24 protein-coding genes are annotated in these 21746 nt (G+C 59.4%); 9 read left to right on the forward strand and 15 right to left on the reverse strand.

Annotated features, from left to right (window positions below; all coding sequences use genetic code 11):
• Positions 1-161 precede the first annotated feature (161 nt).
• Together DSM107133_RS12825 and DSM107133_RS12830 are read left to right on the forward strand one after the other, a co-directional pair.
• Complete coding sequence (locus DSM107133_RS12825) at positions 162-1016, forward strand: universal stress protein (RefSeq protein ID WP_114292177.1); 855 nt, start codon at positions 162-164, stop codon at positions 1014-1016.
• 133 nt (positions 1017-1149) lie between these two features.
• Entirely contained in the window at positions 1150-1566 is a 417-nt protein-coding gene (locus DSM107133_RS12830) for a cytochrome c (protein WP_240310408.1), read from the forward strand.
• Positions 1567-1589: 23 nt separating this feature from the next.
• On the opposite strand, the gene DSM107133_RS12835 is transcribed toward DSM107133_RS12830, so the two are convergent.
• The 3 genes from DSM107133_RS12835 to nirK all read right to left on the reverse strand — a co-directional run bounded on the left by DSM107133_RS12835 (position 1590) and on the right by nirK (position 4731).
• The gene (locus tag DSM107133_RS12835; protein ID WP_114292176.1) at positions 1590-2384 is read right to left on the reverse strand and encodes a methyltransferase domain-containing protein; all 795 of its coding nucleotides are present in this window, start codon (positions 2382-2384) and stop codon (positions 1590-1592) included.
• Positions 2385-2686: 302 nt separating this feature from the next.
• Positions 2687-3406, reverse strand: a complete 720-nt coding sequence (locus tag DSM107133_RS12840) for an SUMF1/EgtB/PvdO family nonheme iron enzyme (RefSeq protein WP_243253594.1) — start codon at positions 3404-3406, stop codon at positions 2687-2689.
• 176 nt (positions 3407-3582) lie between these two features.
• Positions 3583-4731, reverse strand: a complete 1149-nt coding sequence (gene nirK / locus DSM107133_RS12845; protein ID WP_114292174.1) for a copper-containing nitrite reductase — start codon at positions 4729-4731, stop codon at positions 3583-3585.
• A gap of 220 nt (positions 4732-4951) precedes the next feature.
• Here nirK and DSM107133_RS12850 point away from each other — a divergent pair, with 220 nt between their 5' ends.
• Positions 4952-5179, forward strand: coding sequence for a hypothetical protein (locus DSM107133_RS12850; RefSeq protein ID WP_114292173.1), 228 nt, complete (start codon positions 4952-4954; stop codon positions 5177-5179).
• On the opposite strand, the gene DSM107133_RS12855 is transcribed toward DSM107133_RS12850, so the two are convergent.
• On the reverse strand, positions 5173-5862 hold the full coding sequence (locus tag DSM107133_RS12855; protein ID WP_114292172.1) for a Crp/Fnr family transcriptional regulator: 690 nt from the start codon (positions 5860-5862) through the stop codon (positions 5173-5175). The two genes, DSM107133_RS12850 and DSM107133_RS12855, sit on opposite strands and share 7 nt — an antisense overlap.
• Positions 5863-5962: 100 nt before the next feature.
• Here DSM107133_RS12855 and DSM107133_RS12860 point away from each other — a divergent pair, with 100 nt between their 5' ends.
• Positions 5963-6391 carry a pseudoazurin gene (locus DSM107133_RS12860; protein ID WP_114292171.1) on the forward strand — a complete coding sequence of 143 codons (429 nt, stop codon included), beginning with the start codon at positions 5963-5965 and terminating at the stop codon, positions 6389-6391.
• Between the two features lie 206 nt (positions 6392-6597).
• Here DSM107133_RS12860 and DSM107133_RS12865 read toward each other — a convergent pair whose 3' ends face one another.
• From DSM107133_RS12865 to DSM107133_RS12905, 9 genes are read right to left on the reverse strand one after another with little or no spacing between them, the layout of a single operon-like run.
• Positions 6598-7293, reverse strand: coding sequence for an NnrU family protein (locus DSM107133_RS12865; protein ID WP_243253556.1), 696 nt, complete (start codon positions 7291-7293; stop codon positions 6598-6600).
• A complete protein-coding gene (locus tag DSM107133_RS12870) occupies positions 7263-8456 on the reverse strand; it encodes an NnrS family protein (protein ID WP_114292169.1) in 1194 nt (397 codons plus the stop codon). Before DSM107133_RS12870 ends, DSM107133_RS12865 begins: the two co-directional genes overlap by 31 nt.
• Complete coding sequence (locus DSM107133_RS12875; protein ID WP_114292168.1) at positions 8456-8710, reverse strand: DUF6522 family protein; 255 nt, start codon at positions 8708-8710, stop codon at positions 8456-8458. Before DSM107133_RS12875 ends, DSM107133_RS12870 begins: the two co-directional genes overlap by 1 nt.
• Positions 8707-8946 (reverse strand): NnrT protein, encoded by a 240-nt coding sequence (locus DSM107133_RS12880; RefSeq protein WP_114292261.1) that lies wholly within the window; start codon positions 8944-8946, stop codon positions 8707-8709. The genes DSM107133_RS12875 and DSM107133_RS12880 overlap by 4 nt, the downstream gene beginning before the upstream one ends.
• Positions 8943-9125 carry a protein NnrT gene (locus DSM107133_RS12885; RefSeq protein WP_114292167.1) on the reverse strand — a complete coding sequence of 61 codons (183 nt, stop codon included), beginning with the start codon at positions 9123-9125 and terminating at the stop codon, positions 8943-8945. The genes DSM107133_RS12880 and DSM107133_RS12885 overlap by 4 nt, the downstream gene beginning before the upstream one ends.
• Position 9126: 1 nt before the next feature.
• On the reverse strand, positions 9127-11010 hold the full coding sequence (locus tag DSM107133_RS12890) for a VWA domain-containing protein (protein WP_114292166.1): 1884 nt from the start codon (positions 11008-11010) through the stop codon (positions 9127-9129).
• Between the two features lie 5 nt (positions 11011-11015).
• Entirely contained in the window at positions 11016-11810 is a 795-nt protein-coding gene (locus tag DSM107133_RS12895) for a CbbQ/NirQ/NorQ/GpvN family protein (RefSeq protein WP_114292165.1), read from the reverse strand.
• Between the two features lie 2 nt (positions 11811-11812).
• Entirely contained in the window at positions 11813-13162 is a 1350-nt protein-coding gene (locus tag DSM107133_RS12900; protein WP_114292164.1) for a cbb3-type cytochrome c oxidase subunit I, read from the reverse strand.
• 13 nt (positions 13163-13175) lie between these two features.
• Positions 13176-13628, reverse strand: a complete 453-nt coding sequence (locus tag DSM107133_RS12905; protein ID WP_114292163.1) for a cytochrome c — start codon at positions 13626-13628, stop codon at positions 13176-13178.
• 323 nt (positions 13629-13951) lie between these two features.
• Here DSM107133_RS12905 and DSM107133_RS12910 point away from each other — a divergent pair, with 323 nt between their 5' ends.
• From DSM107133_RS12910 to DSM107133_RS12930, 5 genes are all read left to right on the forward strand, one after another.
• A complete protein-coding gene (locus DSM107133_RS12910) occupies positions 13952-14440 on the forward strand; it encodes an Lrp/AsnC family transcriptional regulator (RefSeq protein ID WP_114292162.1) in 489 nt (162 codons plus the stop codon).
• A gap of 164 nt (positions 14441-14604) precedes the next feature.
• Positions 14605-15747 carry a glycine cleavage T C-terminal barrel domain-containing protein gene (locus DSM107133_RS12915; RefSeq protein WP_114292260.1) on the forward strand — a complete coding sequence of 381 codons (1143 nt, stop codon included), beginning with the start codon at positions 14605-14607 and terminating at the stop codon, positions 15745-15747.
• A gap of 82 nt (positions 15748-15829) precedes the next feature.
• Positions 15830-16279, forward strand: a complete 450-nt coding sequence (locus tag DSM107133_RS12920; RefSeq protein ID WP_114292161.1) for an OsmC family protein — start codon at positions 15830-15832, stop codon at positions 16277-16279.
• 21 nt (positions 16280-16300) lie between these two features.
• Entirely contained in the window at positions 16301-17101 is an 801-nt protein-coding gene (locus DSM107133_RS12925) for an enoyl-CoA hydratase (RefSeq protein WP_114292160.1), read from the forward strand.
• A gap of 3 nt (positions 17102-17104) precedes the next feature.
• Positions 17105-18745 carry an acyl-CoA synthetase gene (locus tag DSM107133_RS12930; protein WP_114292159.1) on the forward strand — a complete coding sequence of 547 codons (1641 nt, stop codon included), beginning with the start codon at positions 17105-17107 and terminating at the stop codon, positions 18743-18745.
• Between the two features lie 571 nt (positions 18746-19316).
• On the opposite strand, the gene DSM107133_RS12935 is transcribed toward DSM107133_RS12930, so the two are convergent.
• A complete protein-coding gene (locus DSM107133_RS12935; protein ID WP_114292158.1) occupies positions 19317-20402 on the reverse strand; it encodes a nitronate monooxygenase in 1086 nt (361 codons plus the stop codon).
• A 120-nt stretch (positions 20403-20522) separates the two neighbouring features.
• The gene (locus DSM107133_RS12940) at positions 20523-21746 is read right to left on the reverse strand and encodes an MFS transporter (RefSeq protein WP_240310405.1); all 1224 of its coding nucleotides are present in this window, start codon (positions 21744-21746) and stop codon (positions 20523-20525) included.

Raw genomic sequence — 21746 nt, forward strand, 5'->3', positions numbered from 1 at the left:
GAAACGGACATCGGCTAGGGTGGGCCGCAGCCTTTTGATGGCAACGTCAACATTGCAACACATCCCCCGGGCTCGCCCCCCCGGTATCAGAAATTGATCCAAATCAATGCGCCGTTTCTTTGGCAGGCCATACTGATCGCAGCGCGCAAAGGAGCACCGCAATGAAAAATGCAACAGTCTCAGTTATTCTCGGAATAGACGCCCGGCCCGCAGATCTGCAATCCTTGAGCCAGACGGCCCTTGAAAACAACATGCATCTGATCGTCTTTTTGTTGTGCGCCCTCCCCCCCGTCCCGGTATTTTCCATGGGCATGGGCGAGATCAGCACCTATTCATTGCCCGACGGCTGGCAGGCCGATGTCGATAACGCAAACGCCGCTCTGGAAGCGCAACGTGCCAAAATCTCGCAATATCTGGCCGACCAGGGCGTAAGCGCCGAAGTGCGCACCGTATTCGGAGATGCCTCGGGCCTGCGGACCGCTGTGGCCCGTGTCGGCCTAACCTGTGACACCATCATTATCGGCAATGATCTGCGCGCGGATGATCGGTTGTTCAGCGATATCGTTCACGCCGCTCTTTTCGACTCCTCGGCTGCGGTCATGCTGAACGCATTGAACGCCGTTGAAACACTGCAACCCCGGTCGGTCTTTGTGGCCTGGAAAGCGGGTATGCCTGCAACACATGCGCTCCGTGTGGCTCTCCCGGTCCTGCGCACAGCGCAAGAGGTCACAATCGCCCTTTTTGATCCGATATCAACGCCTTCGCAAGACGGCGAAAATCCCGGCTCGGACGTGGCTGCCTGGCTGAACCATCATGGATGCACCGTTTCACTACAGCAGTATCCACGCGGTGGGCAGGAAACCGGAACGGCTATTATCAATCAGGCCAAAGAAATCGGAGCAGACCTCATCGTTATGGGGGCCTATGATCATTCGCGTTTGCGCGAAACGGTCTTTGGAGGCACCACCCGCACTCTGATCGCACAACGCGACCAGCCTGTCCTGCTGTGTCACTAACCAGGCCTGATGTTGCGCAATCTGGATAGTCCTGCTTCTTTTCAATCAGATGCGTTGACATGGACCAATTCAAAGCACGGCCTTCAGGCAAGGCAGTGCAGAATGACGATCAGCAACAAACAAAGGGGCTTACATGATGCGACTGCGCCTAACAGCCATCGCCGGCATATCCAGCGCTCTTCTGTCAGCTTGTAGCGCAGGGTCCATCACGGGGAATGATGCCGTTCGCAAAGGCCGGCTGATATATGCAAAAGAATGCGCTGCCTGCCATGGCGCGCGTGCTGAGGGCGCGGGTTCGACATTATCCGCTGTGGGGGCAGTGCCGCCGGATTTGACAGGGCTCAAGCAACGTAACGACGGGTATTTCCCACGGGAGTTCGTCCGGCGGTTCATCATGGGCCGCCTTGAGAAAGACGACCCTGCGTCTCCGATGCCCGATTTTTCCATGGTCGGACTGCGCCATGTGTACCCGAATGGGGGCGCAGATGGAGAGGTGTTGGAGACGGATTTCGCAAATCTGCTCGACTACCTCGAAGCGATACAGGAGTAAGTCTAGGGTCCAGGGTCTAGACCCTAAGCGATTGCAAAAATTGCAGGCGCATCGAAAGACACCGTTCCGTCGGCATTGCGATACTTGCCAAGCCTGTCTGCTGCGGCAGCTTTCAGGGCCTGCATGATCTGGGGGGGCGCCTCGGAGGCAAGGGTCCAGCCGCCAATCTCGGTATCGAGCCATCCATCCAGAGAGCTATGACGGACCAGCCCGGTTTTGCGTATCACTTTCGCGTCAGCCGCCCCCGCCTGCATCAGCAATTCTTCGAGAGTTCCTGCGGCACCAAGGCAAAACGGGGCTTTGAGCGCCTCTGCCGCCTCGGGGCCCATGATATCACCAAGAAGCGGAATGAGATCGCAATACCCCGGAGAGTCCCGCCAGGGCGCAAAGACCGAAACCGCGACATGCCCGCCCGGGCGGCAGACACGTTTCATCTCGCGCAGTGCCTTCACGCGATCCTCAAAGAACATCAACGCAAATTGGCAGGTCACAACATCAAAAACGTTGTCATCAAAGGGCAGTGCTTCGGATGACGCTAGCTGGTAGGTTACCCTGGCCTCAAGATCTTTGGCGACGCTCAGCATACCTTCATTAATGTCTACGGCAGTGACGCGCGCGCCCTGTTCCAGCGCCGCCCGCGCAACGACCCCCGTACCTGTCGCCACATCCAGCACATGATCACTGCGACCTGCGCCCACAGCCTCGACCAGCCAGGGCGCGAACTGTCCAAACAATGCGGGAACAAAAAATGCCTCATAGATCCGGGCCGCCTCGGCGGTAATCTGACCTGTGGCTGCGTCTTCTCCTTGCTTGTCCATAATCCTGTCCTGCGTTCACAAAATCCGAGGTCAAAGCATAGCATAAAAGGGCCAGAACAGCCTAATTCGGCGAAACGGCTGACGGAGCAAAGGCGCTCAACCGCGCAGAGCCAATTCTGGTTCGTAGCGCTGCCATGACGAACTTGTCCCATAGTGTTTCCTTCCATCCCGACGAAAGGATCACACCATCAAACCCTGGGATCTAGGGTCAGGACCCTGGCAGTGTTGCGTCGTGCTGGATCGTCGCTCGGCGCAATTCATGTCGATAGGCTGCCCTTGGGGCCGGATGCATTCACAAAGTATCAGAACGAACGGACAAGCCTGAACCCCAGATGATCCGGCGGCAGGCCCACTGCGCAGCCGCCAACGCTGGCGTCACGCACAAAGTGAATAACCGCGGCGTGATGGGCACCCGCAGCGATCCGCACCCCGCAGTAGTCGGCACTGCGTTCGAGGCTGCCGTCAGGGCGTATCACGCCCCTTGCAAAACAGCCGTCTGTCCATTCCCAGACATGACCCGCCATATCCGCGATGCCCAAAGAATTCTCCCCCAAAGCGCCGACAGGTTGCAGGGCAGCCTCCCGATCTACGCGCGCTATCTTTCCGTTTTCATATTGCGCAAGCATGCGTGCCCCGGGATCTTGTGTGAAAGTTGCCGACACACGACCGGCTTGCTCTGGATAGCGTTCCGCTGCGGCCCTTTGCCATTCTCCGACTGAAGGTAACCGCCAGCGCTGCCCGGTCTGACCGGACATCCAGTCTGCATAGCGTGTCGCGTCGCGCCAACTGACCTGAGTTTGTGGCAATGCAGCGCCAGCAGTCCGCGCGTCGGTCGTGACCGCGTCACAGATGCCCATCTGCACACATTCCGAATATTGGCCGCGTGTAACCTGATACTTCATGATCTGAAACGAAGGCACCTGAAGCGTTTGCCCGGGTGGGTCGATCGTCTTGTCATCTTTGGAGAAACTCCCCAAAAGATGCACTCTCACTTCACCCGCGGGAACTGAAACGACTTGCACGTCGGAAACAGACGACGGCCTGTCTCGCAGCCAGGCAAGACTGCCAAGAAGCAAAACCGTCGCCGCCAGCAGGCCAGCACGCTGTACGGTGAGAGAAGCAACTATCGATGGCATTGGATTTTCCCTTCCAAAGGCAGAAAGGGCGCCCGTTCATCGGCCGCCCCGACCCCGTCAGATCACGGCAAAGCGGATTTCCCTTCATATGCTGCATCATATTCAACCGGCGCCTGAACCTGTTCCATCAGCTCATTGTTCCAGACACCGCTGACGACCACATGTGCAGTGGCGCCCAGGTTCACCGCCTCGATCAGGTTGTGGTTGACATAGGCATAGACCCCCGGCTGCAAGAACTCATAGAGCGCCGCCCCGGCAGATCCTCCGGCGATGAACCATGTTTCCAGATCCCGCGCCGGCGGGTTGTTGAACTTGCCACGTTCCCAGACCAGATCACCATGACCGCCAATCAGGTGCGGGCGGGTGTCACGGTTGGCCTGGCTGTGCACAAACAGCACCTTTTCCCCCTGGCTCGCGGTCAAGGCATTGTCGCCTGTCAAGGAACCGACCTTGCCATTGAATACGACATGGCTCGGGATCAGCCCGTTCATCACTTCAAGCGTTTCCGGATAGCTTTCCCCGACATCTTCAAAACGTTTGTAATCGCCCGCTTCATCCTTGGGGATGTAAAAGTCGTTTTCGCCGATGTAGTAAATCTTGTCATAGGATACCGGCTTGCCTTCGTGGTCGCGCAGGCCGTCACGGGGCAGGACCATGATCGCACCCGACATGCCAGAGACAACGTGCCAGGGGATCATCGGGCCGCCTGGCGCACAATGATAGACAAAAGTACCGGGACGGGTTGCCTTGAACCTCAGCACCGTCTTTTCGCCGGGGTTCACCAAAGTCAGCGATCCACCACCCAAAGCACCGGTTGCCGCGTGGAAGTCAATGTTGTGCTGCATCAGGTTTTCAGGCGAGTTGTAAAGCGTCAATTCGACATAATCGCCCTCGTGGACAACCATCAGCGGACCGGGGATCGAGCCGTTAAAAGTCATGGCCTGAAGATAGGCTCCGCTGTCAACTTCGACTTCCTTCTCGACGATCTGCAATTCGAACTCGACGATACGGGGTTCCGCCGGGGCGGTTTGATCATGCGCGTGGACCATCGGTGGCCGCACGAGCTTGTGCTTGATCCGCTTGAGGTTGGACAGGTCCACCGGCTCAGCCATCGAAGTGTCCATGATTTCTTCAGCACTGGCGGTTTTCGCCAGAATTGGAAGCGCGGCCATGCCTGCGGCTCCCATCAATGCGGCGCGTCGTGTCAACATCTGTCATCCCCTTTTCGGACTGGATTGCTGTTGAAACGTGAATAGCCCGGTCAAGCGGGATGAACGTTGCGCAGGCGCAAACTTCACACGGTAAGCCAGCCGAAAGGCTGCAACGCTCTTTGTTCACCTCCGGGCACTGCGGAAATACAGGTTCATTGCGCGAGCGCAAAGATGGCACGCGGCCTGAGGTGCAAAATGGGCAGGTCGTCAGGAGACCATCATGCGAGACCCCGTTTTGGATGACCCGGATTTGCCGCTGTCAATGCTGTTTGAGCATTGGCCCGAAGCCGCACCGCTGTTCTTTGAAAAACATATGCTCTGTCCCGGCTGCCCGGTCGCCCGCTTCTATACGCTTGGCGATGCCTGTTGCAGATATGGGCAGGATGAGCGCATATTTCGAGAAGAGCTGAAACGACGCGTCGATGCTGCCGCAGGCAGCGGTCAGTGACCGCAGAGCTGTACAAGCCGGTGCGGCGCCGTCACGACGATATGCTTGCGGGTTGATCGCACGATGCCGTCCTTCTCCCATGCAGAGAGTGTCCGGCTGACCGTATGAAGCGTCGTGCCTGTCATGTCCGAAATATTTTGGCGGGTGACGGGAAAACCGACTTCAATGCCCGCATCCGTCTTGCGGCCACTTTGGTTGACCATGCGCAGTATCGCGGCGGCCACCCTTTGCTCGACAGCCTGCGTTGCGATCTCGGTCATGGTATCCTGAATTTGGCCGAGACGCCGGCCCAGTGTCTTATAGGTTTCCGTGGCAAAGCCGTCGTATTTTGACGTGAACCCCTCCCAAAGATGCGAGGGCCAGGTCAGCACGATCGACTCAGCCGCGGTGACGGCCGTCGCCGGATAGGTATCGCGGTGCAGCGCCGCCGCAATACCGAACAACTGGCCGGGCGAGATATGCAGCACAATGATCTGGTCCCCTCCCGGTGTTGTGCGCACAACGCGCAGATAGCCATCCAACAGCAGATGGAAATGCGTGGCGTCCATTCCTTCACAGAACACTTGCGCGCCTTCATCGAAACGTTGCGTGCGGGCCTGATCAAGGATTTCACGGATCTGCGCACGGCCCAGAAGGCTGAAGGGCGGCAGGCCGCTAAGCAGGCTTTCATCAAGTTTTGCCACGAATGTCCTGCGAGTTTGTTTAAGCTCAACGTTTGGTCGCCACACATAGCCCATATCTGCATCAGACGAAACAACGCGATCGTGATGAAGGGAATTCAAGATGATCAAGAAACTGATGGCAGGCGCAATGCTGGCAATAATAGCCGCAAGCGCCAATGCAGAGACCTTCGAGGTCAGAATGCTGAACAAGGGCGAAGAGGGCGCGATGGTCTTTGAACCGGCTTACATCAAAGCCGAAGTGGGCGACGTGATCCATTTCGTGCCGACGGACAAAGGGCACAATGTTGAAAACATCAAGGGCATGCTTCCCGACGGGGTTGAGCCTTTCAAAACCAAATTCAATGAAGAGTTCGAGTTGGTTGTCAAAAACGAAGGACTTTACGGGGTCAAGTGCACCCCGCACTACGCCATGGGGATGGTCGCGTTGATTCAGGCGGGAGAGCCGGTCAATCTGGATGAAACCGCCGCCGTAAAGCATAAGGGCAAGGCAAAAAGCCGGATGGCCGATCTCTTTGAAAAGGTCGAATGATCCATACAGCTACGACCGCAGAATGGGGCGACATTTCACTGTCGTCCCTTTTTGTTTGTGCCACAAGAATATTTGGGGCTCTGGCCCCTGTAGATTTCGGTCCGCTCCGCTTTGGCTTTAACCCCCACTTCTTTTGGCCCCAAATATCCCGGGGGACGGCCATAGGCCGGGGGGCAACGCCCCCCTTAGGGTCAGGCCCGCGCAGTTCACAGGGCCGGCACGCCGATCACCAGTGGGTGCAATGCCAGCAACCCGGCGAACACCACCAATCCCGCGATCAGCCGCACTATGACACCGGTCCACGAGGCCGGCCTGTGAAAAAGAGGCGCGCGCGCCACAGCGGTGTCGAGAGCTTGCCACCGGTCCGCCCCCATCTCGCGACGTTTGCGCCGGTTGACCAGCACCCTGCCCGCGATGGCAAAGCAGCCCAGAACCCCGAACATCAGCACATGCGCCAGGTCTCCGTTGGGCAGCAAATGCAGCCCCGCCCAAAGCGCCAGCGCCAGCAGTACCGGATGGCGCGTCAGCCTCACAATGCCGGCGCGTTTGGAATCAAAGGTCTCGTTCCGGGCGCCGCCAAAAGAAAAGGGGTTGGGCCGCGCAATGGCAAAGGCAAGGATTAGGCAGACACCCAGCATCCCCAGATGCACCACATGTCGCTGCCAGACCATCTGCGGCCAAAGAGAAACAAAAGGCGCCTGTCCCGCGGCCCAGATCAGACACCCGAGCATCGCCGTGGAAAGCAGCGCGTAACCGATACCAAACCCACGGGGGCCGATCCGGTCGATGATGCCCGATTTCACCCCGGGCCTCACCGGAATCGAATGGGTGGCGAAGAACAGTACAAAGACAGTTGCAAACCCAAGCCAGCTCAAGACGACGCCTCCGCTTTCGCGCGCCAAAGCGCTGGCCCGTATGCCAGCACAAACCCCGCAAAGGCCAGCAGCCACAAAAGCCCCGACGCATTGGTGGCCCCAGGCCACAACGGCACCAGCCCACGCGCCAGTGTTGCCCCGACGATACACAGATATATTCCGACGGTCATCCCGTCCGCGCGCAATGCCTGCCCTGTGTGCCCCAGGGTTGCACGGGTCATCACCGCCAATGTCATGGCTCCGATCGCACCGCTCATCCACAGATGCTGTGCTGCCGCCGTATTGGCACCTCCTGCAAGCTGTGTCAGGCCAAGGGCAAGCGCGCCTGCCGGAATGAAGGCATAGGAAAGATGTAAGACCCAGACCAAAGGATCGCGCCATGTCTGATGCGGCTGCCAACGCACCTGCCGCGCCAGATGGCACAGACCGAACAAACAAAGCGCGACGCCGGTGTAGGTCTGGGCAGGCCGTACCACCCAAAGCAGCAGCACCAACAGACTGAACAGCAGTGTCAGGCGGTCAAAACCCTGCATCGGTGGCGCGGGTCTTGCGCGGCGTTCCATCCGCACCAGCCAGTTGCGTGTAAACGACGGAATGATCCGCCCGCCAATCACCGCGATCATCATGACGGCTGTGGCCACCCCCAGCCGCAGCCCCGTGCCCTGCGCCGCAAGCTCTGCGCGCATGGCTTCAAAATGGAACAACGCATTGGCCAGCGCAAAGACGGCCAATAGCCCAAGCACGATCAGGTTTCGCCAGTTTCGCCCGGAGAGGATTTCACGCAGGATCACCGCGCCCAGCACCACAGGAAAAGCCAGATCTACAATTGGCGCGAACGCTTCCGGCAAGCCGGCAGAGAAAAACACCGCCACCCGCCCTGCACACCAGAGGAGAAAAAGCGCCGCAAGCCGCCAGCCGACGATTGGCAACCGCCCTGTCCAGTTTGGCACAGAAGTTAGCAAAAATCCCGCCAGCACAGCGCCGAGATAGCCGAAGAGAAACGCATGAGCGTGCCAGGACAGCGGGTCGAAGCGGCTTGGCAAAACGTACCGACCGCTTAGAACAAGCAGCCAGATGCACATTGAAAGTATCACCCAGACCGCGCCGAACAGAAAGAACGGGCGAAACCCGTAGCTAAAAAGCGCGGGCCCCCGCCACGCGCGGATCTGCTCGGAGGAGGAGCGTGCCATCAGCTTTGCTCCGCCATTGTTCTGATCCGGCTGATCACCGTGCCGTCCGCAGCGCACGTCAGCCTGACGCGGATGCCACGATAAAAGAATGTCAGGCGAAAACGCCCTGCGTCCGCGTCCTGACCAATCTCATATTTGCTGGTGATCTCGCCGCGCCGCATCCCGTCCTGCACCGCTCCGGGTTCGATCCCCAGCAGCGGGCCAAGGTCGTTGGCATCAATCACCGGTTGTTCTGAACGCATATCAATCTTCATGCCGTCTCCGTCTTATCTGCAAGGTCCATCAGACGTCTTATGTGTTGAGCAAAGACCCATGTGGCCGGCCCCCCGATCACGCAGCCAAGTACAAGGGACCATCCGGTGCCCAGCACGGGCACGTCGAACCAGCTCAAGATCAGCGATGCAAAAAATACATTCACCGCAGCCGCTCCTGCCCCGAGGGGATAAAGCACCAGTGCAATCTTGTATGTGGCCCACCCTGTCTGTTTCATCGCCGCGACACCAACCATTGCACCGCAATCATTGCCGCAATCAACGACAGGCAGGCCAGCGCATACCAGAATTCTGCCGTTGCCGATTGCGCCTGCGGGATCGGGCGGTCGAATTGCTCGGCCGCGCCCGAAGACGCGAATGCGCAGAGCGCGCTGAAGTATGGAAGAAGAAAACGCATGTCAGGTCTCCTGTGTCAAAGTGCGGTAAATGTCGGGCAACGCAAGGGTCAGCCTTCTTCCGTCGGGCAGAAGCGTAAAGCCGCCCCGCCCGAAGATGCGCGCAAACCAGTCCTGTCCGTCTGCATCGATGATGATGCCGTGCAACGCCAGCCCCGCGTTGCGCGCTTCGCGCACCGCCATATGGCTGTCCTCGATACCATGCCGCCCTTCATAGTGATCGAGATCATTGGGTTTTCCATCGGTCAGCACGATCAGCAACCGCCGCGCGCTGGGTTCCTCGGCCAATTGCGCCGAAACATGGCGGATCGCTGCGCCAAGACGTGTATAGTGCCCTGACGTCAGCGCACCGATATTGGCGCTGATCTGCGGCGACATCAAATCGTCAAACCCCTTGCAGCGGGTCAGGAACACGCGATCCCGGCGCAGCGACGAAAATCCCCAAATGCCCAGCCGGTCACCCAGCCCGTCGATGCCGAAGGCAAGCGCCGCCATCGTATGCCGCGCCACGTCGATCACGCTGGTATCGCCGATCGCAGCCTCGGTTGATCGGGAATTGTCGATCAGGAAGGCCACGGACATGTCCCGTTCGACCTGCCGTGCCGATTGCCAGATGCGATCCGACCCGCGCCCCGTGGCCCGCAGATCGGCCTGCGCTCTCAGCAGCGCATCAAGGTCCAGTTCGGCTCCGTCCACCTGACGGGGTTGCACGACACGACGCGGACGCAGCGCCTCGAACTGGCGGCGCACGTCGCGCACGCGGCGCGCGTCTGGCACAAAGGGTTGGCCTTGTGGCCGCGCCGGAGCCTCCAACACGCGGCAGTGGGCAGGCATGTAGCTGCGCGATTTGTGGTTCCATTCGGGGTAGGTAAAGATACCTGACAGCGCCTCGTGATCGGCATCCGCAGGCGACAGGTCCAGATGCAGCCGCAGGCGGGTCGCGGCCTTGCGCTCGTTCTTCGTCAGGGTGATCTCGTTCTGATCGTCGGCGGCTTTTTGGGCATTCTCGTCGTCGTCATCATCGACGCTTCGGTTGATGTTCATCGACTCGACCCATGACAGGATCGATTCAAACCGGTGCATGATGAAACTGTCCTTGCGGTCGTTCTGTTCGTGATCCTTTCGCGTGCCCAGTTTGCGCTGCGTATAGGCCGCACCTGCCGGAGCCGCTTCGGGGTCTGCCAATTCCGCGGCGCAGGCGCGGCCAGCACCCGGTGTGCCAAAGCGCAACCAGATTGGAACCGGCGCAAAGGGCATGTAGCCGCGCGGCTCAGGGTGCACTTGGGTCAAGGTCCCCAGCCCGGTCAGTTGGTCGCGGATCATGGCCTCGATCCGCGCTTCCCCGGCTGGGCGGATCACTTCGGGGCGTTGGGCGGCACAAAACTGCGCCATGGTCTGATAGAGGTCGCGCAGGCCGGGACAGGCCGCATAGGCCGCACCGGCAGCGGCAACATTGGCGCGGATCTGTGCGTGATCCCGTGCAGGACCGGTTTCGGGCAACTCCAGATCGCCAGGCTGCGCCACCGCGGCCAGCGCCGTCAGCCAGAAATATGCGGCCCGGTTCAGTGCGATTTCGGGGAAAAAAGCCAGCACCGGCGGCAAGCTCAATCGTTCTCCGTCAAAGCACGCAACCCATTCACGCTCCTGCCCTGCCCCGAGCTTGCGCCGCAACGGCCGACGGTGCTGCATCGGCGTCGCCGGCGCCTCGCCCAGTTCAACCCCCGGCGCCCCGCCAAGCGCACGAAAAAGCATGGCAAGACTGGGGCGCACCGAAGTCAAGGCAACCGCCGCCTCGGGAAAGACCACATCAGCGCCGATCCCTGTGGCCAGATCGTGCCAGAGATTGCCTATGGCTTCCTCGGGGTCCATGAAATCGAGCAGATGCATGGTGTCTATCCGTAGATCGTGCTGACAAGATCGCGCAGCGATTGCTGAACATCCGGCTCATCGCTGAGCGGTTCGACCACGGCTGCTTCCAGTGCCTGTTCCACCCCCATGCCGCCGGCCATCAAGGTCGCCGCGTAGATCAGCAGCCGGGTCGAGACACCCTCCTCCAGATCCATGCCCGACAGCTTGCGGATGGTGCCTGCCAGACGGACCAGCGGCGTAACGCGGGCGGTTTCCAAACCGCTTTCCCGGGCAACCACGGCAATTTCAGTCTCGGGCGCGGGAAAGTCGAAAGAGATCGACAGGAAGCGTTGCCGCGTCGAAGGCTTGAGCCGTTTCAGCACATTCTGGTAGCCAGGGTTGTAGCTTGCCACCAGCATGAAACCCCGCGGCGCAGCCAGTTCCTCGCCGGTGCGGTCGATCATCAGACTGCGACGGGTGTCGGTCAGCGGGTGCAACACCACGATGACGTCCTTGCGCGCCTCCACCACCTCGTCAAGATAGCAGATCCCGCCTTCGCGCACGGCGCGGGTCAAGGGCCCGTCGACCCAAACGGTTTCCCCGCCCTTGAGCAGATAGCGGCCAATCAGGTCCGCCGCCGACAGATCGTCATGACAGGCCACTGTGTAAAGCGGCTTGCCCAGCTTTGCTGCCATATGTTCGACAAATCGGGTCTTGCCGCAGCCGGTCGGCCCCTTCAAAAGAAGGGGCAAACCGTTGTCATGAGCCGTTTCGAACAAAGCGCATTCACGACCGGTTTCGCGGTAAAACGGCAGGGTTGGTGTTGTGGCTATGTTCATGATCACTCTCCGGGAACAGGGTTTGCGGGGCCGGGCTCGATCACTTCGTCTTTACGGACCACCAGCATCGCGTAGAGGAACAGCAGCGCGCCGATCACCACAGCGAAACCCGCACCAAAGCGCATCAGGTAGAAGATCGACAGGCTGTCCTGCACGTCCATGTAATAGTCCCCGACCACACGCTGCATATGGGTCTGGATGGTGCCGGCAAAGGTCAGCACGAAGGTCATGAAGGCCATGCCACCGGTCATCAGCCAGAAGGACACCATATTGAGCACCTGATTATAGGGCGCGCGCTGACGCAGCATCGGCATCGCATAGCTGAACATCGCCAGATTCATGGCCACATAAGCGCCATAGAATGACAGGTGCCCGTGCGCCGCTGTGATCTGGGTGCCGTGGCTGTAAAAGTTGACCCCGTGCAACGTGTGCAGGAACCCCCACACACCTGCGCCAAAGAAGGCGACAGTGCTCGACCCCAAGGACCACAGAAGTGCCGCCTTGTTGGGATGGTTCTTGCGGCCTTTCCAAACCATGACAAAGGCAAAGGACATCATCAGGAAGAAAGGCACCACTTCAAAGGTCGAGAATATGGAGCCGACCCACTGCCAATAGCCGGGCAGCCCGATCCAGTAGAAATGGTGTCCGGTGCCGAGGATACCGGAAAACAGCGCTGTCGCCACGATGACATAGAGCCACTTTTCGACCACCTCACGGTCCACGCCAGTGAGCTTGAGAAGCAGGAAAGCGAGAATCGCCGCCATGACCAGTTCCCATGTCGCTTCGACCCAGAGATGCACCACAAACCACCAATACATCTTGTCGAGTGACAGGTTGTCAGGGTTGATAAAGGCAAAGATCCAAAGCAGTGACAAAAGCCACAGGCCCGTCAGCAACACCCCCGTGATTGCGGTCTTGCGGCCCGCAAGCACTGTCATGGACACGTTCAGCAAGAAGATCACCGCCGCCAAGAGTATGCCGAATTTTACCCAAAGCGGCTGTTCAAGAAACTCGCGCCCGCCATGGATGCCGACAAGGTAAGACCCCACAGCCCCGAGCGTGCCGACGAGCAGGATAACCAGTTGCAGATACGCCAGCTTCACCGACCAGATCTCTCGTTCCGATTCCTCGGGTATCAGGAAATAGGCCGCGCCGAAGAACCCAAGAAGCAGCCAGACGATCAGCGCATTGGTGTGGATCATTCGGATGATATTGAAGGGCAGCAACTCGGACAGGAAATTAGGCGAGACATAGATCCAGCCTGCCAGCAGACCGCCCAGCACCTGAATGGCGAAAAGCGCCATGGCCGCCAGAAAATACCAGTATGCAACTCTTTGTGATTGATACTTCATAGTTATCGCCTCCTTATCCGGCATCATTGGGCGGCCAGCCCTGTGTGTCTGTCTGATCCGCCCATCGAAGGAATTCCGCGAGGCCGCGGATGTCCTCGTCTGTCAGCTCATAACGGGGCATCTGGCGACGGCCTTCGATGCCGCTGGGCTGCGCTTCGATCCAGCCCTTGAGTATCTCGAAGGCGCCTTCGGGATCATCTTGCACCCCCCAGCGGGTCATCACGTTGCCGACTTCGGGGGCAAAATATGCGCCTTCACCGTGCAGGCTGTGGCAATTGATGCAGGAGTTTTTCTCCCAGATATGTTTGCCATGGATCACCTCTTCGCTCAGCGGCATGCCAGCGGTCGAGACCTCGACGACGTATTTATGAGAATGGACGGTCATCCCGATGAAGACCGCGACAAAGAAAATCGAGCCTCCATAAAAGATGTTGCGCGCCCGCGATTTGGTCAGAAATTCAGCCATGCGATAGGGCTCCTTGAACTCGGCACAGCCTCTTCTAACGAAGGTAAAATTCTCCGAGTTTGTGCTGGCGCAATGTTTGGGGCGATTGATACAGGCGCTGTATTCTTCACCCGTCAAGGACGCCGGTCCATGACAGGACCGGATGGCAGAAATCCACGCGCAGCGCGGCGCGATGTGCGGTACCGCGTTGTTGGCGCGATCAAGGGGGAATTGGTCGGAAAATCTACAGCCGGATAATGATATTTTCCTGCTATTGTATTGGTAACGCCTCCACAAGAAAACGCGGTCAACCGGTCCTTCGACCAAGTGAAAGAACCATGCGCATGAAAAAAACGGGCCTCGATGCCATGGACATTCGTATCCTGAGTGCTGTGCAGCTGCACGGGCAGTTGAGCAAGACGCGGCTGGCCGAGCTTGTGAACCTGTCTCCCACGCCGTGCTGGGCGCGCCTCGACCGGCTGAAAGCCGCAGGCTATATCCGCGGTTATCATGCCGAACTGGCGTTGGAACGTATCATAGACTTCACACAGGTCATCGTGACAGTGTCTCTCGGGTCGCATCGCAAATCAGAATTTGATCGCTTCGAGGCACATATCCACAAACTTGACGGGGTGACCGATTGCATCGCCACCGGTGGTGGCATGGACTATGTGATGAAAATAGTAACGCCCAATCTCGCCGCGTTTCAGGAGATCATGGACGAGATGCTTTCGGCCGACCTCGCGATCGAACGCTATATGACATACATCACGACGCGGCAGGTCAAAACCAGCCAGCCCAACCTGACAAAACTGATCGCAAAAAGCCACTGAAAGCCCGCAAAGTCCGAACAGCCTTTGCGCGGCCTGAAAAACGGTCTGATCGGCCTAATCCAAGCAGGTTATCAGACCGCATCGCTGAAAGATTTCAGACTAAATCACCCTCAGGTTTCAACACTTCGATGGCCCGTCAGGCCACCTGCTATGAGGGCGAAAATATGACACAAGCAGACGACTTCGGCTTTGGCACACAAATCCGCAAATCACCCTACTTCGATGCCACGGTGCGCTGGGGCGCCAAGGGTTTTTCTGTTTACAATCACATGTATATCCCGCGCGATTTTGGCGACCCAGAGCAGAACTTCTGGAGCCTCGTAAACGAGGCGATCCTGTGCGATGTGGCCGTTGAGCGTCAGGTTGAAATTACCGGACCGGATGCCGCCAAATTCGTGCAGATGCTGACGCCGCGCGATCTGTCGAAGATGGCCGTGGGCCAGTGCAAATACATTCTGATCACAAATGCCGATGGCGGCATTCTGAATGATCCGATCCTGCTGCGTCTGGCCGAGAACCATTTCTGGATTTCGCTGGCCGACAGCGACATCCTGCTTTGGGCACAGGGCGTTGCCGTGCATTCAGGCATGGATGTGAAGATCTGCGAACCCGACGTGTCGCCGCTCCAGCTTCAGGGGCCGAATTCCGGCCTGATCATGCAAGAGCTGTTCGGTGACAGCATCATGGACCTGAAATACTATTGGCTGCGCGAAGTCGATCTGGATGGTATTCCCCTGATCGTCTCGCGCACAGGCTGGTCGAGCGAATTGGGCTACGAGCTTTATCTGCGCGATGGCAGCCATGGCGACGCGCTTTGGGAGCGGATCATGGCGGCGGGTATGGAGCACGGGCTGAAACCTGGTCACACATCTTCAATCCGGCGGATCGAAGGGGGTATGCTCTCGTACCACGCAGATGCGGACATCCACACAAACCCCTACGAGTTGGGTTTTGATCGCCTTGTGGACCTCGACATGGAGGCGGATTTCATCGGCAAGGCCGCGCTGCGCCGCATCAAGGAAGAAGGCCCGAAACGCAAGCAAATCGGTCTGGTGATCGACTGTGATCCGCTGACGGGCCCGAACACAACTTTCTGGGCGATCAATCAGGGCGGGACAGAGATTGGTCAGGTGACATCGGCAGTCTATTCGCCGCGCCTTGAGAAAAACATCGCGCTGGCGATGGTCGCGGCGGATGCGGCGGTGCTGGGGGCCGAGGTAGAGGTTGTGACAAAGTCCGGCCCGACAAGGGCGACTGTCGTCGAGCGCCCGTTTTACGACCCGAAAAAGCAGATCGCGGCAGCCTAGGCTTCCTGTATCACAAGCGGCGCGTACACTTCTCGGGGTGCATGCGCCGCCGCGCGCCACATCTTCATAAGAGACTTCAGACATGTCCGATCTTTCCATCGAGCTGCATTGGCAGCGCGCCGAGCCTGTTTTTGCGGCAGGCACCTATTCAAACGCCCATACCGTGCAAATGAACAGGTTGTATGACATCGCCGTGGACTCTGCCCCTGATTGGGGCGGCGATCCGGCAAATACCAACCCCGAACAGGCCCTCGCCTCGGCGCTGTCCAGTTGCCATATGATGACCTTCCTCGCGCTGGCGGCAAAGGCGGGCTGGCCCGTCGCAAGCTATCACGACTATGCCGAGGCCCATCTCGGCAAGAACCCCAAAGGGCAAATGTCGGTCACGCGGATAGATTTGCACCCTGTGGTGCGGTTCGACACCGGCTTTTCCGTAACCGACGCGCAGCTTGCACAGATGCAGGACCGCGCGCACCGCTACTGCTTTATTGCCAACACCCTTGCGGACAGTGTCGAGATCAACATCCGTTAGGCCGGCGTCAGGAGCCCTACCATGCAATCCACCGATATTCTGCTGCAAGACCTGGGCGAAGACGGCATTCTGCGCCTTACGCTCAATGACGTGAAACGGCGCAACGCATTGTCAGAGGCGATGCTGGCCGCCCTTGGCACCGCCTTTGCACAGGCCGGCGATGATCCGTCCGTGCGCGTGATCATTCTGGCCGCCAACGGTCCGGCGTTCAGTGCGGGCCATGACCTGAAAGAAATGACCGCAGGACGCGCGGCGCCCGATGGCGGCAACGCCTATTTCGCCAAGGTCATGGCCATGTGTTCGGGCGTGATGCAAGCAATCGTCAACTGCCCGAAGCCGGTGATTGCCGAAGTCGCAGGCATCGCCACAGCGGCAGGCTGCCAGCTGGTGGCAAGCTGCGATCTGGCCATCGCATCAGACCGCGCGCAATTCAGCACTCCGGGAGTTCATATCGGTCTCTTCTGTTCGACCCCGATGGTCGCCCTGTCGCGCAACGTGTCACACAAACACGCGATGGAGTTGCTAATGACCGGCGACATGACCCATGCCGCCCGCGCCGCCGAGATCGGATTGGTCAACCGCGTGGCCACCGAGGACGCCCTGCAAGACACCACAATGGAAATGGCCCGCAAGATCGCCTCCAAATCCAGCATGACACTGGCCACGGGCAAGCGCGCCTATTACGCACAGCGCGAGATGCCGCTGTCCGAGGCTTATGAATATGCCTCTGCGGTGATGGTTGGCAACATGATGGCGCATGATGCGCGCGAAGGGATCGGCGCGTTCATCGAAAAGCGCGCGCCCCAATGGCAGGATGCCTGAGAGATGAACATGAACCCCTACAACACCGGTCTGGACCGCAACCCGGCAAACCACCAGCCGCTGACGCCGCTCACCTTTCTCGAGCGCGCGGCCTCGGTGTTCCCGGATCATACGGCGATCATCCATGGCCCGATGCGCCGCAGCTACGCCGGGTTCTATGCGCGCTCAAGGCAACTGGCCTCGGCACTGGCGCAACGCGGTATCGGGCGGGGTGACACTGTCTCGGCCCTGCTGCCCAACACATCGGCCATGCTGGAATGCCACTATGGCGTGCCCATGTGCGGGGGGGTTCTGCATTCGATCAACACGCGGCTTGATGCGGCGATCATCGCCTTTCAGCTTGATCATGCGATGTCCAGGGTCGTCATCGTTGACTCCGAGTTCATGCCGCTTATGCGAGAGGCGCTGGCCCTGGCCAATGTCGCCCCGCTGGTGATCCAGGTTGACGATCCCGAATATGACGGCCCAGGGGCTGCGTTTGACGGGACCGGTTACGAGACCTTTCTTGCACAGGGCGACCCTGCTTTCGCTTGGCTCATGCCCGAGGACGAATGGGACGCAATTTCGATCAACTACACCTCCGGCACGACGGGCGACCCGAAAGGCGTCGTCTCGCACCACCGCGGCGCCTATCTCTTGGCGCAGGGCAACGCGCTCACGACCTCAATGCGCAAACACGCCGTCTACCTGTGGACGCTGCCGATGTTTCACTGCAACGGCTGGTGCTTTCCGTGGACACTTTCGGCCATCATCGGCACGCATGTTTGCCTGCGTCAGGTCCGCGCCGAGCCAATCTGGAGCGCATTGTCCGACCACAAGGTGACGCATCTGTGCGGTGCGCCAATTGTCATGTCGCTCCTTATTTCTGCACCCGCAGAGGTGCAGCGCGCGCTGGATCACACCGTGCAATTCTTCACCGCTGCCGCGCCGCCACCTGAAAAGCTGCTGGCCGACATGAAAACGGCAGGCTTCGACGTAACCCACCTGTACGGGCTGACAGAAACCTACGGGCCTGCGGTTGTGAACGACTGGCACGAAAGCTGGTCATCCCTGCCCGGTGACGAACAAGCGCGCCTCAAATCCCGCCAAGGGGTCCGCTATCTGCCGCTCGAGGGGCTTGATGTGCTGGACCCTGAATCCATGCTGCCCGTGCCGCGTGATGGCAAGAGCATGGGCGAGGTCATGTTCCGCGGAAATGTCGTGATGAAGGGCTATTTCCGCAACCCTGTGGCCACGCAAGAGGCCTTTGCAGGCGGCTGGTTCCACTCCGGCGACCTAGGCGTTGTGTATCCGGATGGCTATATCCAGCTCAAGGACCGCTCGAAGGACATTATCATTTCAGGCGGCGAGAACATTTCGTCCATCGAGGTGGAAGAAGTACTCTACAGCTACCCTTCGATAGAAATTGCAGCTGTTGTTGCCGTGCCCCATGAAAAATGGGGCGAAACACCCTGCGCCTTTATCGAGCCGGCTTTGGGCCACGAGATCGACACGGACGCACTGCGCAGTTGGTGCCGCGACAGGCTGGCGGCCTACAAAGTTCCGGGAACCTTTGTCGTCACGACCATCCCCAGAACTTCAACCGGCAAGATTCAAAAATTCGCCCTGCGCGAACGCGCGAGAGAAATGTTTGCCAAGACCTGAGCCGAGACAGCAACAATTGCAGCCGAAGGCATCGCAAGTGGTAGCCCCTGTTTGCCCCGTGTCGGCAAGATATTTGCCGAGGCTGTTCAGACACACGTCTGCTTCTGACCAGTGCAAAATCACTCAAAAAAGTATTGCTATGCAGGAGCTATCCACACAGGCCATTCGCCGCATGGGCCTGATATGAGAGGTGGAGAAGGTCAGGACTGCGGACGAAGCCGACCTCGGGTTTCCCATGTTTTCTTATGCAGCAATTCTTTGCGAGTGCGGCGCGACCGTCGCTGCGTTGCAGTTGATATCACCAGACCGGCCATTCAAAGCTACAACAATGCTCGGGTTTCGAACCGCCCTTTCGCTGCAACCGCGATCAACCATCGAAACGCGGATATATGGCACTGTTATTTCGTTGCGCGCACCGTTCTGTAATCGCACGTACGATGCGGTGCCAGTTCACCGTCAAAGCTGACCACTGCCCTGCGCGCCCTGAACAGCACGACTGATTTCTTGCTCATATTTTGTCTTCGCCCCTGCATGATCGGAAGTCGCCTATTTCGGCAGATAGCATCGCAACCTATCGCGCCGCGCCGTTTGCCGAGCCAAAATTTTGCAGAGCGCGGGAAGCCAATTCGCGGGTCAGCGAAAAAGCGGTTGTCCTGTGTGCCAGTGCCGCTGCCTGACCGCAGTAATGGGCGCTGAAATCCCGGTTACCATGACCTTCGGCAGCGGATTTCAACGGTCCTGCCGCAGAAAACCCCCTTGGAAACGCCGGTGCATCCTGCGCAACCGGGCCAAGTTCCGTGACCATCCGGTTGGCAAGAACCCGCGTGGGCCTTCCAGAGATCACGTTAGAGACCAATGTGTCGATGTTCGCGGCGTTTTCCAGCGATTGGCGGTAAGCGGGGCTGATGCTGGCCTCGTCCGTAAACAGGTAGGCGGTCCCAATCTGCACGGCACTGGCCCCCAGGGCAAAGGCCGCAACAATGCCGCGCGCGTCACCGATGCCGCCCGCGGCGATAACCGGCAGATCGACCGCGTCGGCTATCTGCGGCACCAAAGACAGCGTCCCCATCTGGCTGCCCAGGCTTTCGGTCAGGAACATACCCCGGTGCCCTCCTGCCTCGAAACCCTGGGCGATGATGGCATCACACCCATGCGTGGCAAGCCAGCGCGCCTCATTCACTGTTGTGGCCGAGCTGATGATCTTGCAGCCGGCAGCCTTGACCCTTGAAACAAGCTCCGGTTCAGGCAGTCCGAAGTGAAAGCTGACCACAGACGGCGCGAACTCCTCGACAACTTCGCATCGTGCCGCGTCGAATGGCTGAATGGGGCCCGCCGACAGGGTCTTGGGTACATCCAGCCCAAACTCAGCGTAATAAGGAGAAAGCCTGTCAAGCCAGGCCGCGTCATGTTCCGCATCGTCCTGCGCCACGGTATGGGCGAAGAAATTCACGTTCAGCGGCTTGTCCGTTCTGTTCTGCGCATCAACCAGCAGAATACGCAATTGGTCTGCATCGAGCGTCGCACAGGCCAGAGAACCAAGCCCGCCCGCCGCGTTAACCGCAACCGCCATATCAATACTGCTGGATCCCGCCATGGGTGCCTGGATGATCGGGAGATCAATCGAAAAAAGATCGCGTAGTTGATTGTCAGGCCACATGGCCGGTTCCTTTCTATCGCCTATCTGCGCAGTCGTTAGACTACCGCTTGTGCCAGAAGTTGGGTTTGCCGCTCGTGGGCTTGTGCCCGGATCACCGGATTGCCCGGTGATTCAACTTCCCTATCCCGTCGCCACTTCGCGCTGCAGCAAATGGTTGCCCTTGTCGCGTGCCAGCCAAATGCCCAGTGACCCGATGATCACCAAGTTCACAACGCCCGCCAACGCGGCCACGGCAAATGTCAGATCGTAAGTGGCGGTCATGTCGTAGAGATACCCACCGACCACGCCGCCCAACCCGTGCCCTGCCCACGCAAAGGCAATGATGACGCCGGTACAGGTTGCACGCGTTGCCGTGGGTGTGACACGGCGGATTGTCACCAGCACCCCGGTCATCACGCCTGCATAGCCAAAGCCGTAGATAGGCGCGAAGGTCATGAGTTGGTCGAGGCTTTTGAGTTGCATGAACACGAACACCAGCGCGGTTTGCCAGGCGGATGCAGTAAGGTAGGCAGGGATTGCGCCAATCCAATCAGCCAGCTGGCCAAAAGCGACGCGTCCTGCGATGGCGGCAAGCATCATGACCGTGACGATCCCGCCCGCCTGGGCGGCAGGGATGCCGCAGCCCTGAGCGTAGGGCACAAGGTGCATCAGTGGCACCGACATCAGCGAACAGCACATCAGCACGGCAGCCCCCATGATCAGCACGGAGGAGATGGCCGTCAGAGTAGGGGCTTCGTCGGCGGGCAGCGTTGTGTGCGCGCGCGCGGCCGGTGGTTGGCGAATAAGCAGGGCCAGCGGCACAAGCGTGGCCAGCGACACCAGCCCGAGTGAAAGGAGCGCACCACGCCAGCCGACCGCCTCGATCAGCAGCGCCGACGCCAGCGGAATACCGCCCTGGCCCGCCGCCTGCCCTGCGGCGACGAGTCCGATGGCAAGACCTGCGCCGGTTCGGAACCAGCTGCCCACAGCGGCCATGAGCGGAGCGAAAAGCGCGCCGCCCCCGAAGGCTCCGGCGAGAAAGAAAAGCGCGTAGAGGTGCCAAAGGTTGTGCGCCTGCGAAGCGGCCAGCACCGTCAGCCCGGTTACTATCGCGCCGGTCAGCACCACGCCGCGCACGCCAACCCGGTCGGTGACGCGGCCCATCACGATGCCGCCAAGGCCAAGGCCGATCAGGCCGAACGTGTTGATCAGCGCGATCTCGCCCCGGCTCCAGCCAAACTCGGCCTCCAGCGGGACGAAGAACGGGGAAAGCCCGTTGACCAGCAGGCCCATGGATATGGCGAGCATCACGGCCGAGGTCGCAGCGATCACCCAGCGATACTCAGGTTTGGAATACATCATCAT

The sequence above is a fragment of the Pseudosulfitobacter sp. DSM 107133 genome, from assembly GCF_022788695.1.
Lineage (GTDB): Bacteria > Pseudomonadota > Alphaproteobacteria > Rhodobacterales > Rhodobacteraceae > Pseudosulfitobacter.

What these genes read in the sequence shown, in the direction of transcription:
- DSM107133_RS12830 (WP_240310408.1), top strand. Translation starts at nt 1,150, where the DNA reads ATGATGCGACTGCGCCTAACAGCCATCGCCGGCATATCCAGCGCTCTT.
- DSM107133_RS12915 (WP_114292260.1), top strand. Translation starts at nt 14,605, where the DNA reads ATGACACAAGCAGACGACTTCGGCTTTGGCACACAAATCCGCAAATCA.
- DSM107133_RS12885 (WP_114292167.1), bottom strand. Translation starts at nt 9,125, where the DNA reads ATGCGTTTTCTTCTTCCATACTTCAGCGCGCTCTGCGCATTCGCGTCT.
- DSM107133_RS12905 (WP_114292163.1), bottom strand. Translation starts at nt 13,628, where the DNA reads ATGGCTGAATTTCTGACCAAATCGCGGGCGCGCAACATCTTTTATGGA.
- DSM107133_RS12895 (WP_114292165.1), bottom strand. Translation starts at nt 11,810, where the DNA reads ATGAACATAGCCACAACACCAACCCTGCCGTTTTACCGCGAAACCGGT.
- DSM107133_RS12875 (WP_114292168.1), bottom strand. Translation starts at nt 8,710, where the DNA reads ATGAAGATTGATATGCGTTCAGAACAACCGGTGATTGATGCCAACGAC.
- DSM107133_RS12870 (WP_114292169.1), bottom strand. Translation starts at nt 8,456, where the DNA reads ATGGCACGCTCCTCCTCCGAGCAGATCCGCGCGTGGCGGGGGCCCGCG.
- DSM107133_RS12880 (WP_114292261.1), bottom strand. Translation starts at nt 8,946, where the DNA reads ATGAAACAGACAGGGTGGGCCACATACAAGATTGCACTGGTGCTTTAT.
- DSM107133_RS12930 (WP_114292159.1), top strand. Translation starts at nt 17,105, where the DNA reads ATGAACATGAACCCCTACAACACCGGTCTGGACCGCAACCCGGCAAAC.
- DSM107133_RS12920 (WP_114292161.1), top strand. Translation starts at nt 15,830, where the DNA reads ATGTCCGATCTTTCCATCGAGCTGCATTGGCAGCGCGCCGAGCCTGTT.
- DSM107133_RS12900 (WP_114292164.1), bottom strand. Translation starts at nt 13,162, where the DNA reads ATGAAGTATCAATCACAAAGAGTTGCATACTGGTATTTTCTGGCGGCC.
- nirK (WP_114292174.1), bottom strand. Translation starts at nt 4,731, where the DNA reads ATGTTGACACGACGCGCCGCATTGATGGGAGCCGCAGGCATGGCCGCG.
- DSM107133_RS12890 (WP_114292166.1), bottom strand. Translation starts at nt 11,010, where the DNA reads ATGCATCTGCTCGATTTCATGGACCCCGAGGAAGCCATAGGCAATCTC.
- DSM107133_RS12825 (WP_114292177.1), top strand. Translation starts at nt 162, where the DNA reads ATGAAAAATGCAACAGTCTCAGTTATTCTCGGAATAGACGCCCGGCCC.
- DSM107133_RS12925 (WP_114292160.1), top strand. Translation starts at nt 16,301, where the DNA reads ATGCAATCCACCGATATTCTGCTGCAAGACCTGGGCGAAGACGGCATT.
- DSM107133_RS12910 (WP_114292162.1), top strand. Translation starts at nt 13,952, where the DNA reads ATGAAAAAAACGGGCCTCGATGCCATGGACATTCGTATCCTGAGTGCT.
- DSM107133_RS12935 (WP_114292158.1), bottom strand. Translation starts at nt 20,402, where the DNA reads ATGTGGCCTGACAATCAACTACGCGATCTTTTTTCGATTGATCTCCCG.
- DSM107133_RS12860 (WP_114292171.1), top strand. Translation starts at nt 5,963, where the DNA reads ATGATCAAGAAACTGATGGCAGGCGCAATGCTGGCAATAATAGCCGCA.
- DSM107133_RS12835 (WP_114292176.1), bottom strand. Translation starts at nt 2,384, where the DNA reads ATGGACAAGCAAGGAGAAGACGCAGCCACAGGTCAGATTACCGCCGAG.
- DSM107133_RS12940 (WP_240310405.1), bottom strand. Translation starts at nt 21,746, where the DNA reads ATGATGATGTATTCCAAACCTGAGTATCGCTGGGTGATCGCTGCGACC.
- DSM107133_RS12850 (WP_114292173.1), top strand. Translation starts at nt 4,952, where the DNA reads ATGCGAGACCCCGTTTTGGATGACCCGGATTTGCCGCTGTCAATGCTG.